This window comes from Kribbibacterium absianum, assembly GCF_030067705.1.
Lineage (GTDB): Bacteria > Actinomycetota > Coriobacteriia > Coriobacteriales > Atopobiaceae > Kribbibacterium > Kribbibacterium absianum.
In genome coordinates, this window is the sequence record NZ_JASJEX010000002.1 from 402402 (window position 1) to 415898 (window position 13497).

Genomic DNA, 13497 nt, shown 5'->3' on the forward strand with positions numbered 1-13497 from the left:
GTGTTACCCGCTCGGGAGGAGGGTCCCCGGCCGCTAGGCGACGGGGCCTCTGCGCGCCGGAATGATTTGAACCCTAAACGTGCTTAACGGCACACAGAGAAGGCGGAGACATGGCTAAACGATTCAAGGCTGCCCTCGCTCTAGTGGTCGCGTGCCTCGGGGTGGCGTTGCTGGTGGCGGCGACGCCGGCGTGGGCAGCGCTCTCGGCTCCCGCCCATACCAAGACCGCGCAACTCAACGAGGACGGCACCGTGACCATCCGTCTTGACGTGACCGGCGCGTCCGAGACCTCGACCACAAGCCAGGGCGCCAACGTGTACGTGGTGGTGGACACGTCGGGGTCGATGGGGGAGGTGCTAAGTGGCATCACGAGCTATAGCCTTGTGGATCCGAGTAGCTACAATCGGTACTTCGGTCCGTACGTCGGATCCACTGCCTATGGCCTGGTGGACGGCAACTACGTGGAGCTGGATGTTCGCAGAGAAAACACGGGATCCTTCTGGAATCCCAACTACGTATTCACCTTCACCGTCAAGGATACCGGCCAGCTTTACACAGGGGACGTCTATCGCGCGGTCGGCACCACGCGTATGGACGTCGCCAAAGGGGCTCTTCGCACCATGGGTAACACCCTTCTCGCCCAGGACAACGTGAAAGTGACCCTCATCCCCTTCGACACCAATGTCGGCACCGTGAGTGGTCCTTTTAGCAAAGGGAACACCACTGGGTTCGATACGGCAGTGAACAACATGAGCGCCGAGGGCGGCACCAACTGGGACGCGGCTCTTCGTAAAGCGGGCCAGCTCGCGGGTCAGCATCTCGAGACGCCGGCCTACGTCATCTTCCTCTCGGACGGTAAGCCAACGTTCCGCCTCAATGCCAATGGCGTAGTCGCCGGTTCAGGCAGTGACGACAACGACGGCAAGAATCTTGACGCCGCCGTTGCGGCCGCGAATGGCCTGCCCGCCAACGTGAAGGCCCTCTATTCGATTTACAACGGAGCAGACGCCGCCGACGATATGAAGGAGTTCAGCAACCGTGTGACAAAGACGTTCGACGAGAAAGAGGTTTATGACGGCACGAACGCCGACTCCCTCAACGCCGCTCTCGCCAACATCGCTCAGGAGATCACAAACTCCGCGAGCTACAAGGACGTCGTCATCACCGACGTTCTAAGCCAGTGGGTGGAGTACGAGTTGCCCGCCCAAGAGATGGTGAATAGCGGTTTCACGTACTACAAGAACGACGAGCCGTGGGCGGACGCACCGAAAGCAAACATCGACGCAAGCGGCCACGTGAAGTGGGACCTCTCGTCGGTGGGCAAGCTCGAAGACGGGGCGAAATACGCCATCGAGTTCAAAGTGAAGCTCAAGCCCGAGGCCTACCAAGAGGCGGCGAAGAGCGACGGCGACTCCCTTGAGCTGCCCACCAACGCAGACGGCACCCAGGTGGATTACACCGTGCTCCAGGAGACAACGGGCGGCTCGTCCACGGAAGCCCCCGGCAGCGATTCGTACGAGATCCCCACCGTGCCCGTTCCGAAGACCAAGCTCGTCATCTCCAAGACCGTTGCTGGCAACATGGGCAACGTGAACGAGTCGTTCAACTTCACGGTGGACGTGCCGAACGGCACCTACTACGTGAACAACGTCGAGCAAAAGGTGGAGAACGAAAAGCTGTCCTTCCAGCTCAAGCACGGAGAGACCGTCACGATTAACGGCCTGATGCCGGGCGCTCATGCGGTGTCCGAGGTTCGCGACAACGTCACGGGCATGACCACGGCCATCAACGGGTCCGAGGTCAAGGGCTCGGATGCTGGCGACAACAAGCTGGCTTTCTCTACCGAGGCCACCATCCCGAACAGCTCCAAGGCGGTCACGGTCGCGTATGTGAACACCTCCGAGGCCGCTCCCATCGTCGGCTACTCCGACAACACCACACCCTTCATGGTCCTCATGACCGTTGCTCTAGCAGGCGCCGGCGCTGCGGGGGCCCATGCCTTCGCGCGAAGCAGGGAGGAGTAGAGATCGCTGAAGAAGAAACGCGAGCCCCGGTCCATCCCCCAGTCGCAGCTGCATCTGGCGGCGCGCGACGTCGGCCCCGGCACCTCCCTCCAATCCATCGCGGAGAAACTTCGAACGATGAAGTTCCGACGCAGCCTCTGGGGTGTCAGCGAGCCGGACGTGTGGACCAAGGTGGGGCGAATCGACGAGATGTACCGCTCGTTGTACCAGGAGCAGGAGGCCCGCTACCAGGCCCTGCTCCAGGAGCGCGACCAGACGATCGCGCTGCTGCAACGGGACCTCGCGTCCGCACAGAGCGGCCAGCGAGGGTTCTGAGCGGCGACGTCGTCGCGGGGCGCAAGGAGCCAACGCAGACGACGATCGCCGAGCGCAAGGAGCGCGCCAGCGCGTGGCACACGGTGCGCGGGGCGCTTCTCAAGCTCGCGGTGCTGGTCGCCGTGCTTGTCGGGGCTTTCACGTGGGTGTTCGGCTTCGCCCAGGTGGAGGGAAACGGGATGAGGCCGACGGCGGGGGACGGCGACCTGGCCCTCTTCTACCGGTTGGACAGGGAGCTCGCGGCCCGGGACCTCGTGGTGTACGAGCACGACGGGCGTCTCCTCACAGGTCGCATCGTCGCGGTGCCCGGGGATCGCGTGGAGGTCACGGAGGACGGCCAGCTGAAGATCAACGGCTACATCCAGGACACGCTTTACGGGCAGCCGACGATGCCCGCACACGATGGCCCCTCGTACCCGGTGACGGTGGGCCACGACCAGTACTTCGTGCTGGGCGACGGAAGGACCGCGGCCGAGGACAGCCGCGAGTTCGGAACGGTTGGCATCGACGACGTCCAAGGCAAGGTCATCACCCTGCTACGGCGTCGAGAGATATAGACGCCTGGCAGGGCGCCAGGCGGGAGCGGGACGGGGCTCCCGTTTGAGAGAAAGCAGACTCGCGGGTTGCCCCACCGCGACACACGGTCACAAGGAGGCCACGAATGAAGTTTGATGCGAAGAAGACCATCGCGGCGCTGGCGATGAGCGCGACGCTGTTCGCGATGCCGGTGAGCGCGCTGGCGGTGACGGTCGATAGCACGGGCAACCTGCTCACCAAGAGCTGGACCCAGATGCCCGCAGAGCTCCACAAGGTGACGAGCCAGGACTTCACGCTCACGTACACGGGCGTCACCGACACCGTCGGCACCATTGCCGGGTCCGTGACCTACAACGGGAACGCGCTCGCCGTGAACGGCACCGTCCCGGTGACGCTTGCAGCTGCCGCCGGCACGACGGCCCCTGCAGGCACCGTGTCGTTCGCGAGCGCGTTCGCCAACGTGGACTTCGCGACCCCGGGCGTCTACAGCTTCACGCTGACCGAGAACCCGACCACCAACAAGAACTACAGCTACAACACGGCGAACGCTTCCTACGTCGTGAAGGTGCAGGTCGTGTACGACGACCCTGTCGCCAAGACTGTGAAGGTCCAGGGCATCACGGTCTCCGACCCCTCCGACAACAAGCAGGACGAGAATGGCGGCACGTTCGTGAACACCGCCGTGGACAACGCGGTCCTCTCGCTCACCAAGAAGGTGGACGGCAACCAGGCCGACACCGCCAAGGAGTTCTCGTTCACGGTGACGCTGACCGGCCTCGAGCCCAACGCGACCTACAGCTACACCAATGGCGGCGAGACCACCACGTTCACGGCTGACGCCAACGGGTCGGCCACCGTTTCTATTGACCTGCATCACGACGAGAACGTGACCATCAACAACCTGCCCGATGGCGCCACCTACACCATCAAGGAGGGCTCCGTCGACATCACGGCGGACATGAAGGAGACCGAAGGCGCGGACGGCTACAAGGTCACGGCCACTGGCTTCGACGGTAACCTCGCCAACGGCGAGACCGACACCGTCACCGTGACCAACACCAAGACCGCGACCACGATCACCGGCCTCGCCGTCACCTTCCTGCCCTACATCGGCGGTCTCGCTGCTGCTGGTGCTGGCGTTGGCGCCCTCGTGATCTCCCGTCGCCACAAGAAGGACGCGGACAACTTCTAAACGAGGTTGCCGCATGTGGTTCTGATGACTAGCACTACGGCCTATCGAGCAGCGCGCGGGTTCGACCGCGCGGTCAACGGCGCGATCGTCCTCGCGATCGCCTGCGCGCTGCTCTTCTCGGGGTACTCGCTGTGGGATTCCTGGCGCGTGCTCCATGCTCCGGACGAGGTCAACGCCCGGCTCATGGAGTACATGGGGCCGAACGGTCCCAGCTTTCGGGAGCTTCTGGCGCTCAATCCGGATGTGGTCGCCTGGCTGCGGCTGGACGGCACCCACATCGACTACCCCGTGGTGCAGGGCGAGGACGACTTTGAGTACCTCAACAAGGACGTTTTTGGGGAGTTCGCCCCCTCCGGGAGCATCTTCCTCGGCAAGGGCGCGGCCCGGGACTTCTCCGATCCCTACTCCGTGGTGATGGGGCACCACATGGCGGAGTCAAAGATGTTCGGGGACCTGGACCTGTACCGCGACGAGGGGTTCTTCCGGGCGAACACCACCGGCACGTTGTGGCTGCCCGACCGCACGCTGCAGCTGGAGACCGTGGCCCTGCTCTCCGCGGACGCGTACGACGGCGCTCTCTACAACCTGCCGGTGACGTCGGACGGCATGGCGCGCGTGGTCTCGCGCATCGAGGGCCTGAGCGTTCACTCGCGCGGGGGCGCCCTGCGGCCGACGGACCAGCTCATCGCGCTCTCCACCTGCGCGTCGGGGTCGGCCAACGAGAGGACCGTCCTTGTCTGCCGCGTGGTGGGCGAGACGGCTGCCAGCAATAACGAGTGAGGACACAGACATGACGGTTACACGCACTACACTCCCCGCCGCTGGGTTTGCGGCCTTGCTCCGGCCTCTCCGGAGGTGTCTGGTGGCGCTCGTCCTGGCAGCGTGCGCGTTGGTCGCGGTGCCAGGGCTCGCCCAGGCCGCGCCTTACAACACGACGGCCACCGTGCCCGTCACGGTGACGTACGAGAGCGACACGACGCCCGACGTGCGGTCGCCCGCATGCACCGTTGTGCTCACGCCCGAGGACGGGAGGCCCGGCGACGCGCAGACGCTCACGGTGACGCCGGCGCAGACCCAGGACTTCCGCGGCGAGGGCTCGGGCTCCTTCTCGGTGGAGCTGCCGGGGCTCGGGACCTATGAGTACACGCTGAAGCAGACCACGGCGGCCCAGAACGGCTGGACGCTGGACGCGGCCGTGTACGACGTGACGATTCAGGTGCTTCGCGACGAAGCCACCGACCAGCCCCGCGTCATCGTGCGCATCATGAAGGACGGGGCGAAGTTCGACGCGGCGGAGTTCGCCAATCGCTACGCGGCCGCGTGGCCTGAGGGTCGCACGCCCGCCGTCAAGGCTCACAAGGCCCTCGGCGTGAAGCGTGGCGGCGCGGTGACGGACGAGAAGGCGGACCTCGCAGCCGGCGCGTACACCTTCCAGTTGAAGGATGCCGCTGGCGCGGTGGTGGCCACCGCAACGAACGACGCCAGCGGCTTGGTCGCGTTCGCGCCGCTCGTCCACGACAAGACGGGCGTGTACCGCTACACGCTCTCCGAGGTCAAGGGCACAGACGCGAACACGGAGTACGACGAGCGGACCGTCGGGGTGGCGGTCACCGTGACCGACGACGGTGAAGGCGGCCTCGTGGGCACCGTGGCTTACGACGGTTCCGGGCAGCCGCCCACGTTCCAGAACTTCCTGCTGAAGGTGGGCGACCCCGGTGCTGTGGTGAGGCCGTCGGGTGGCACGTCGTTCCGGGGCTTCGGAGGCACTCCCACCACGGGCGACCCGCTGACGGACAGCTTCCTGTATCTGGCTCTGGGGGCGCTCGTGGCGCTCACGGCTGCTCTGGTCGTGCGCAAGGTGCGTGCGCAGGAGGCTTGACCGGCCAGCGACGAAGTGAAGCGAGAGCGGCGCCTTGGCAGGTCCGGGGCGCCGCTTGTGGCAGATTGAGGCGCTATGTACGACCGAGAAACACGCCAGACCGCACTGGACGTGATGGATGCGATGGGCGGCGAGCCCACACAGCAGGTCGCCAAGCGACTGGGGCTCCCGCTGACGACCCTGCGGCGATGGGCGAGGGAGCGGGCGGCCGGCAAGGAGCCGGTGCGCTCCTCGACGCGTGAGATGCGCCCGCGGGAGCCGTTGGAGAACCATTCGCGCACGGAGCTCATCGCGCGGGTGCAGGAGCTTGAGGTGCAGAACGCCGTGCTCGAACGCCGCGTGGAGACGCTCGAGCGGCAAGCCGGGCTGGAGTGAGGCGAACCCGTCCCGCGGACGCTTCGGAGAGAGCCGTTTGTCCACGCTTGGACGCTCGGGAGAGAGCCGTTTGTCCGCGCTCCTCGCGCGGCCGGTTGCGGGGAAACGATTCCGCACAAGACAAGGGCGCCCGTTGCGGGGAAACGACGCCCGCGTGCCGCCCGTGCGCGCATGGCCCGGGAAGGCGCCCTTGTGGGGAAACGGTCCCCCGCAAAGGAGGGGAGCCCGTTGCGGGGAACCGCTGGACGCTTGGGAGAGAGCCGTTTGTCCACGCTCCAGCGGGCCGGAGCGTGGACAAATCGCTTTGACCGAAGCGTCCAACCCCGGACAAATCGCTTTGACCGAAGCGTCCACGCCGCTCGCGTTCTGGTGTTTCACTTGTCGGGTCGCTCGGCCGTTCCTTGATGTGGGCACATTTATCGATGTGAAAACGCCCGACCTTCAAGGAGATGGCTCGTCATGGTCGAGAACGAGAACAAGAACATCCAGATCCCCCGCAACGAGATCGCCATTGCCGGCTTCATCTGCGCGCTCGTCGCGCTGTGCCTGTGCTGGGTGCCGGGTCTTTGCTGGTGCGCGTGGGCGGCCGGCGTGGTGCTGAGCGCCATCGGCTACTTCATGGCCGACCAGGGCTATGGCCCTCTCGGCAAGGGCTACGCCGCTGCCGGCCTGATCATCAGCCTGTGCAGCCTCGTCGCGCTGATTCTCTGCAATTACGTGTGGGTCGTTCGTATGTGGTAGGAACCAGAAAGCTGAGCTGGTAACCTACGCGGCCTTGAGGGTACAGTGACCTTCAAAGCCGCGTCATCATGACGCGGGTCATGAGAGGATCAAAGGAGTCACCATGGCTGACGACAAGCAGTACACCTTCCGCTGCACCGTTTGCGGCTACGAGGTCACCATCGACGAGCCGGAGCTTCCGGAGGACTACGTGTGCCCCGTGTGCGGCGTGGGCCCCGAGCTCTTCGAGCTGGTCGAGGAGGACTAGTTTCCTGCAAAAGGGGACGGAGCACTATTGCAGGTAGTTGCGGAATGCATCTGCAAAATGGCCCCGTCCCCATTTGCATGGTAAGCTGGTGAGCGCTTCATCAAGGGGGCGACTGGTTTCGACTGGATGGCCCTGAGGCAGGAAGCAGGCCGTGGTCTCCTCGCCACGTTAAACAGGGGTCCCGTCAAATTGAATTGACGACAACGAATTCTCTGGGGCTTACGCCCTCGCTGCTTAGTCTTAACTAACCAGCGCGCTTGACGCGGGAGCACTCCCGACCCGCGCCGAGTGTCATCTGAGGGAGATGCGGATCTGGACGTCGTTGGTATGCCAGGTCCTAAGACCGAACCAACTCGGACGGAGTCGTTGGGCCACCGTACCCGCTCCGTCTAAAACCCGAATCGGTGGCTGAGCCTGGAGATGCCTGCCAGGGGGTTATGTAGGACCGGAGTTCGATTCTCCGCGCCTCCACCACCTGAGAACGGGGCGGACTGCTCGAGATGAGCGGTTCGCCCTTTTCTGTGGCTCGCGGAGCGCGGGCGGTGGTTGGGTTTGCAAATGCAACGCTGTCGCCGCCACAGGCGGCCGTTGGGTTTGCGATTGCAACGCCATCGCCGGCGCATGCCGGTTGCGCTTGCAAATGCAACGCTATCGTTGGCGCGTGGGGTACTTTGGCTTGCAAATGCAACGGTATCGCCCGCGCATGCGGCCATTGGGTTTGCGAATACAACGCCATCGCCGGCGCATGCCAGTTGCGCTTGCAAATGCAACGTTATCGCCCTTCCGGACGCCCGTTGCGCTTGTGAATGCAATACAAACCAAAGGTGGTTGCGATGCTGAATCGCCCACCTGCGACGATGCCGCATTTGATGCGCGCGCGGCGCTTTGACTTGCGAATACAATGCTATCGCCGGCGCGCGGCCGCTCGTCGCTGGCGCTCGCGAGCAACTCCTGCAAGGCGGACGTGCTCGTGGGCGTCGACTCCGCGGTCGGCGCAGAAGGCTCGGGCTGCGGAAAACGGTTCGCACAAATGAGCCCCGGCCCTGAGCGCCGCGTCCGCGCGCGATTAGAAGTACCTGCGCAGGTGTGCCCGCAGCTCCGGGTCCACCACGTAGATGTGCGTGCCGTAGATGCCACGCGTCAGCAGCACGTAGTAGATGTTGCGGATGAACGCGTCGAGCTCCTCCTGCGTGGCCCCGTCCCTGCCCGTGGAGTCGTAATAGTGGACCCGGTCGCAGGCGATCGCGCCCGTCCTCGCGTCCAGCCGGGCATCCGGGGCGATGATCACATAGGCGTAGCTCAGGTCATAGCCCTGGGTGGAATGAATGCACCCCACCTCGTGCGCGTAGAAGGGGTCCTCAAGGCCGAGCGCGACCCACGCGTCGTTGGTGCTGTTCCAGCGAAGGTCGATGTGGCCCAGCTCGAAGTCGTGGCCTTCAAAATGAAGGCCGGGCCGGGGGTTCTCGTCCGGACGAGTGACCCACGGCCAGCCAAATCCGGCCGCCATGCGTGTGAGGTCGTGGCGCTCCCAGGTGTCCTGGAACGAGTCGTAGAAGTCGTCGAAGTCATCGTGGAGCACCAGCTCATAGTCCCCGAAGTCGCGCGGCTCCGGGTCGCGCCCGTTCAGCACGTCCATGACATAGCGCACGTACTCCCTGCCGCCCTTCACGCGCATTTGGGTCGTGAGCGTGATGGGGTTCCTGGTTGCAAGCCCGAGCCGGTCGCTCATCTGCTCCGGCGTGATGCAATTGGGGCCGATGGCCTGCAGGGGGTCGTAGAAAAGGACGGCCAGCTTCGCCTGGCTCAGCGCCCAGTCCAGCTGCGTGGCGTCCGCGTCGAGCCCCAGAGCGTCGCAGGCGTTCCGATAGTTCTTCCTCTGCCGGCCGAGGTTCTTTCTCTGCTTGAGCTTGTGCGCCTCGTCCACCAGCAGCACGTCGATGCTCTTCACGTCCGCGGACACGAAGCCGTACCGGGGGTTCTTGAGGTCGAAGGGGCTGATGACGTCCTTCTTGCGCAGGCCGGCCACGGTGCCGAGCGAATCCCGCAGGGTCGTCCGCACGGAGGTGACGGGCTCGAGCAGCTTGACGTTGAGGTCGTGGTAGCGGGGGTCGTCCTTGAGCATCTTCATGAGATGGACCGCCAGGACGGTCTTTCCGGTGCCCGGTGTCCCCTCGATGACGATGGGGCGCTTCTCGGAGTCGTCCGCCTTGATGGCCTCCATGATCCGGCGAAGCGCGTCGTACTGGTCGAGCGTCAGGCTTTTGTAGGGGCTGTACTTGAATACGTCCGAGTCCTCGATGCGCGAGAGCGGGTTCTCGGCGATGCCCCTGTCGCGCAGGTCCTGCCAGAGCGCCTCGAACATCTCGCCGTACTCGGCCTTCGAGAAGTAGTTCGTGTCCTCGAGCCCGTTGTTCCGGTTGGTCACGCGGTAACGGCCGTCGGCGTGCAGGCAGCCGATGAGGCGGTGCTCGTAGTCAACGGCCGCCGACGTGTTGAGCTCGTCGTTGAAGATGAAGGTGGCCTGGTCGAAGCGCCTCTTCCGCTTGCTCTTCGCGTGCTGGAGCATGCGCCGGTAGGCGTTCGTGGTCTGCCCCACGTAGGCGTCTCTGTCTCCGGTGAGGATGTAGACCACGGGCCAGTCGACGATCTTGTCCTCACCGATGGTTGCGACTTCAATGGCTTGAGGCGTGCCGGGACGGAAGGGCGACGTCTCGAGACGAAACGGCGCGCCCTGGGGCACCTGGGCGTGCGTCGCCGTGGGCACGGTGCGCCTCATTCCGCGCTCCATTTCCGCGCGTTGCCCCGGGCCTTCTCGGTGGGGTAGCGGCGCCCGTTGCGGGCGAGCTTGTCGGCCATGATCGTCGGCGCGTCGACGCCGAGAGCGTCCGCGAGATAGACGCAGTAGAGCAGGACGTCCGCCAGCTCGTCGACCGTCTCGGCACGGCGGTCCTCGCGCTGCAGGTCCGCGCCCGACCACTGGAAGGTCTCGAGCAGCTCGCCGGCCTCGATGGCAATGGACGCCGCGAGGTCTTTCGGGTTGTGGAACTGCGCCCAGTCGCGCTCGTCGCGGAACCGGCGCGCGAGGGCGAGCGCCTCCGAGAAGCCCGTGTCCTGCTCCGGCATGCAGCCTCCTTGCTGGGGTTGTTGGGAAACAGTCTAACCAGGACCGCCGCGCGATGGTCCAGAGGCCCGCGCGTGTGGCAGTTGGGTTTGCGATTGCAACGCTACGCCTCTCGCGGGCGCCGGTTGGGTTTGCGATTGCAACGCTACGGCTCCCACGGGCGCCGGTTGGGTTTGCGAATACAACACAAGCCAACGCTGGTTGCGATGCTGAATCTCCCACCTGCGACGATGCCGCATTTGATGTGCGCACGGCGCTTTGGATTGCGAATGCAGCGCAAACTCCGTCCCCGGCGGCCGCACGGCCCCTCCCGCCGGCGTTTGCTCCACAATGGCGAGGCACACGCCGACGAAAGGGGCCCGGATGCCTGCTCTGCTCGACACGCTTGCGCAAGGCGAGCTGTTCCACACCAAGAAGGGGCGCCCGGTGGCGTGCCCGCGGGCGCTGGCTCCCATTGCGGACACCCACGGGCACCTGACGGTGTTCCGGCAGCACGACCCGGCGCTCGCGATCGCCCGGGCGGCGCTGGCGGGCGTGCGGTTGATGGCCGTGCCGCTGGACCCGACGGAGGACGCGAAGGACCCGGCGGCGTCGGCGGAGCAGATGGACGCCTGGGTCCGAGAAGCCCGCGAGGCGCTGGCCGTCGCGGCGGACGCGGGCGTGGAGCCCCCGGCGTTCTCGGACGTGCCGCCGCTGGTGGACAACGTTTGGACGCTGGCCGGCGTTCACCCCTACGGAGCTGGGGATTTGTTGGCGGACCCGTCGCGCTGGGACGCGCTGCTCGCGTTCCTTGAGCAGCCGCGGTGCCTGGGGATCGGCGAGATCGGCCTGGACTATCACTGCGATGTGCCGCGGGAGGTCCAGATCGAGGCGTTCCGCCGGCAGCTGGCGCTGGCCGTGGAGCGCGACCTGCCCGTCGAGCTGCACCTGCGCGACGCCGACGACGACCCTGCGGCGCTCGCCCACGCGGATGCGCTGGCCGTGATGGACGAGACGGGGCTGCCCGCCGCCGGTGTGGACCTGCACTGCTTCACGAGCGGGCCGGCGGTGCTGCGCCCGTTCGCGGAGCGTGGCTGCTTCATCGCGTTCGGCGGGGCGATGACGTTCAAGAACAGCGAGGACATCCGCGACGCGATGCTCAGCTGCCCGGTGGGACAGCTGCTCTCCGAGACGGACTCGCCGTACCTGGCGCCCATGCCGCTGCGCGGCCAGGAATGCGAGCCGGCGATGGTGGCGCTCACCGTGGCCGCGATGGAGGAGCTGCGGGCGGACGCAGGCCTGGACGAGCCGCGCGCCACAGCCGCCGCTCTCTGGGCCAACGCGAACCGCTTCCTCGGCCGATAACTCCAGCAACCGCGTGACAAAGGGGTCAGAGCCTTTTGTCACGTTTGAAAGATTATGTGACGGCGGCCGTCCGAGGTGCTAGGATGGCCGACTGTCAATGAGCAGTCGCGACGACGTGGCGTAGGTCCAATTGGCCGCCGCGACTGCCCCTCCCTGGCCGGTCCCTGTGGCCTGCGCCGAGGAGGTTCCCTATGGCACAAACCCAAACCCCACCGGCCGCGCCCGACAAGCTCGCGCCGGGCGACGGCTTCTTCCTGCTCGTCGTGTATCTCGCCACGTTCGTTGCGGCGTTCAACGAGAACATCGTCAACGTGGCGCTCCCGGAGCTCTGTCAGGACCTGGCCATCGGCACCGACACCGGCCAATGGCTCATCACCGGCTACATGGTCGTCGCGTCGATCATGACCGCGTCCACGGGCTTCCTGTCCCGGCGCTTCTCGACGCGCGGGCTCTTTTTCACGGCCGTCGCGGCGCTCGTCGCCGGCGAGCTGCTCTGCCTCGTTGCGCCCAGCTACGGGATGCTCTTGCCCTGCCGACTGATCCAGGCCGTGGGCTCCGGCATCCTCTTCCCGCTCATGATGAACGTCGTGCTCGCCTGCGCGCCCAAGCCGCGCCTCGGACTCTTCCTCGCCGTCGGCACCGCGTGCATCACGCTCGGCCCCGCGCTCGGCCCGGTGCTGTCCGGCCTCGCCGACACCCTCTTTGGCTGGCGCGCCATCTTCGTACTGCCGGGCGTGGCGTCGCTGATTCTCGGGCTGCTCGGCCTCAAGGCCGTGCGCACGGTGAACGTGCCCGAGAAGGTCTCCCTCGACGTCGCGTCCCTCGTCCTCATGGCCTGCGGGCTCACGGTCCTCGTGCTGGGCATCGGCTCGGTGACGAGCAACCCGGCTCTCGGCGTCGCGCTGCTCGTGGTCGCGGTGGTTCTGCTTGCCCTGTTCGCGCGCCGGCAGTTCGCGCTCGAGACACCGCTGCTCAACCTGCGCCCGTTCTTCAACGGTGCGTTCTGGCCGGCGGTGCTCTTCACAATGGTCGCGATGATGATGAGCTTCTCGCTCAGCGTGCTGCTGCCGCTGTACTACGAGGGCGCCTTCGCCACGACGTCCTTCGTGGCCGGCCTGCTGATCCTGCCCGCCGTGGCCGTGAACGCCGGCACGAGCGTGTGGGGCGGCCGGATCATGGACGCGTCCGGCGAGTGGCCGCTGCTGCCGGCGGGCTTCGCGCTGGTCCTCGGTGCCCTTGTCGTGATGGTGGCCATGGCCGAGGGCGGCGCCGGTCTCGTGGCCGTGACGCTCCTGACCGTCGCGGTGTACGCGGGCGTGGGCTTCGTGATGTCGCCCTCGCAGACCGCCGGGCTGCGACGCCTCGCGCCCGGCGAGGACCAGGGCGGCACCGCGATCATCAACACGTCGGTGATGATCGCCGCGTCCATCGGATCCTCGCTCTTCGTGGGCGTGATGACGGCCGCGACCGGCAGCGCGACCTCCGGCGGCGCATCCGAGGCCGCTGCCACGGCCACCGGTTTTGGCGCCGCGATGACCGTGGCCGCCGCATTCGCGCTGGCGGGCCTTGTGGGCGCGTTCTTCTACGCCCGTGCCATGAGCGCGTCCCGCGTGACCGCCGCCGCGAAGCCGTCCGACACGAAGGGCCCCTCGGGCCGCTGAGCCCCGCGCTCGGCCGAGGCGCTGCGCCTGTTGTTTTGCCGCTCGCGTCGGCCTCGCCCGT

The 13497-nt window shown here is 66.1% G+C and carries 13 protein-coding genes and 1 other RNA gene; 12 read left to right on the forward strand and 2 right to left on the reverse strand.

What is annotated here, in order from left to right; genetic code table 11:
• Positions 1 to 110: 110 nt before the first annotated feature.
• The 10 genes from QJ043_RS04805 (at position 111) to ssrA (ending at position 7784) form a co-directional block, all read left to right on the forward strand.
• On the forward strand, positions 111 to 2024 hold the full coding sequence (locus QJ043_RS04805) for a vWA domain-containing protein (protein ID WP_283722749.1): 1914 nt from the start codon (positions 111 to 113) through the stop codon (positions 2022 to 2024).
• 117 nt (positions 2025 to 2141) lie between these two features.
• Complete coding sequence (locus QJ043_RS04810; RefSeq protein WP_283714081.1) at positions 2142 to 2339, forward strand: hypothetical protein; 198 nt, start codon at positions 2142 to 2144, stop codon at positions 2337 to 2339.
• An 83-nt stretch (positions 2340 to 2422) separates the two neighbouring features.
• Positions 2423 to 2896 carry a signal peptidase I gene (gene lepB / locus QJ043_RS04815; RefSeq protein WP_283714082.1) on the forward strand — a complete coding sequence of 158 codons (474 nt, stop codon included), beginning with the start codon at positions 2423 to 2425 and terminating at the stop codon, positions 2894 to 2896.
• A gap of 104 nt (positions 2897 to 3000) precedes the next feature.
• Complete coding sequence (locus QJ043_RS04820) at positions 3001 to 4068, forward strand: DUF7601 domain-containing protein (RefSeq protein WP_283714083.1); 1068 nt, start codon at positions 3001 to 3003, stop codon at positions 4066 to 4068.
• Positions 4069 to 4092: 24 nt separating this feature from the next.
• Entirely contained in the window at positions 4093 to 4848 is a 756-nt protein-coding gene (locus QJ043_RS04825) for a class B sortase (protein WP_283714084.1), read from the forward strand.
• Between the two features lie 82 nt (positions 4849 to 4930).
• The gene (locus QJ043_RS04830; RefSeq protein WP_283714085.1) at positions 4931 to 5947 is read left to right on the forward strand and encodes a Spy0128 family protein; all 1017 of its coding nucleotides are present in this window, start codon (positions 4931 to 4933) and stop codon (positions 5945 to 5947) included.
• Positions 5948 to 6022: 75 nt separating this feature from the next.
• The gene (locus tag QJ043_RS04835) at positions 6023 to 6322 is read left to right on the forward strand and encodes a hypothetical protein (protein WP_283714051.1); all 300 of its coding nucleotides are present in this window, start codon (positions 6023 to 6025) and stop codon (positions 6320 to 6322) included.
• 459 nt (positions 6323 to 6781) lie between these two features.
• Positions 6782 to 7063, forward strand: a complete 282-nt coding sequence (locus tag QJ043_RS04840; protein WP_283714052.1) for a hypothetical protein — start codon at positions 6782 to 6784, stop codon at positions 7061 to 7063.
• A 103-nt stretch (positions 7064 to 7166) separates the two neighbouring features.
• Positions 7167 to 7310, forward strand: a complete 144-nt coding sequence (locus tag QJ043_RS04845) for a rubredoxin-like domain-containing protein (protein ID WP_283714053.1) — start codon at positions 7167 to 7169, stop codon at positions 7308 to 7310.
• Positions 7311 to 7414: 104 nt separating this feature from the next.
• Positions 7415 to 7784, forward strand: a transfer-messenger RNA (tmRNA) gene (ssrA, locus tag QJ043_RS04850).
• Between the two features lie 592 nt (positions 7785 to 8376).
• Here the strand turns inward: ssrA and QJ043_RS04855 are convergent.
• A complete protein-coding gene (locus QJ043_RS04855; protein WP_283714054.1) occupies positions 8377 to 10086 on the reverse strand; it encodes a DNA/RNA helicase domain-containing protein in 1710 nt (569 codons plus the stop codon).
• Positions 10083 to 10433 (reverse strand): nucleotide pyrophosphohydrolase, encoded by a 351-nt coding sequence (locus tag QJ043_RS04860; protein ID WP_283714055.1) that lies wholly within the window; start codon positions 10431 to 10433, stop codon positions 10083 to 10085. The genes QJ043_RS04855 and QJ043_RS04860 overlap by 4 nt, the downstream gene beginning before the upstream one ends.
• A gap of 361 nt (positions 10434 to 10794) precedes the next feature.
• Between QJ043_RS04860 and QJ043_RS04865 the strand changes: the two genes are divergently transcribed.
• Together QJ043_RS04865 and QJ043_RS04870 are read left to right on the forward strand one after the other, a co-directional pair.
• Positions 10795 to 11775: a TatD family hydrolase gene (locus QJ043_RS04865; protein ID WP_283714056.1), complete on the forward strand. Its 981-nt coding sequence runs from the start codon at positions 10795 to 10797 to the stop codon at positions 11773 to 11775.
• Between the two features lie 191 nt (positions 11776 to 11966).
• Entirely contained in the window at positions 11967 to 13436 is a 1470-nt protein-coding gene (locus tag QJ043_RS04870; RefSeq protein ID WP_283714057.1) for an MFS transporter, read from the forward strand.
• The last annotated feature ends 61 nt before the right edge of the window (positions 13437 to 13497 follow it).

Excerpts from the sequence above, each read along its gene's own strand:
- QJ043_RS04810 (WP_283714081.1), top strand. The coding sequence starts at position 2,142 with ATGAAGTTCCGACGCAGCCTCTGGGGTGTCAGCGAGCCGGACGTGTGG.
- QJ043_RS04870 (WP_283714057.1), top strand. The coding sequence starts at position 11,967 with ATGGCACAAACCCAAACCCCACCGGCCGCGCCCGACAAGCTCGCGCCG.
- QJ043_RS04825 (WP_283714084.1), top strand. The coding sequence starts at position 4,093 with ATGACTAGCACTACGGCCTATCGAGCAGCGCGCGGGTTCGACCGCGCG.
- QJ043_RS04835 (WP_283714051.1), top strand. The coding sequence starts at position 6,023 with ATGTACGACCGAGAAACACGCCAGACCGCACTGGACGTGATGGATGCG.
- QJ043_RS04840 (WP_283714052.1), top strand. The coding sequence starts at position 6,782 with ATGGTCGAGAACGAGAACAAGAACATCCAGATCCCCCGCAACGAGATC.
- QJ043_RS04820 (WP_283714083.1), top strand. The coding sequence starts at position 3,001 with ATGAAGTTTGATGCGAAGAAGACCATCGCGGCGCTGGCGATGAGCGCG.
- QJ043_RS04805 (WP_283722749.1), top strand. The coding sequence starts at position 111 with ATGGCTAAACGATTCAAGGCTGCCCTCGCTCTAGTGGTCGCGTGCCTC.
- QJ043_RS04845 (WP_283714053.1), top strand. The coding sequence starts at position 7,167 with ATGGCTGACGACAAGCAGTACACCTTCCGCTGCACCGTTTGCGGCTAC.
- QJ043_RS04860 (WP_283714055.1), bottom strand. The coding sequence starts at position 10,433 with ATGCCGGAGCAGGACACGGGCTTCTCGGAGGCGCTCGCCCTCGCGCGC.
- QJ043_RS04855 (WP_283714054.1), bottom strand. The coding sequence starts at position 10,086 with ATGAGGCGCACCGTGCCCACGGCGACGCACGCCCAGGTGCCCCAGGGC.
- QJ043_RS04865 (WP_283714056.1), top strand. The coding sequence starts at position 10,795 with ATGCCTGCTCTGCTCGACACGCTTGCGCAAGGCGAGCTGTTCCACACC.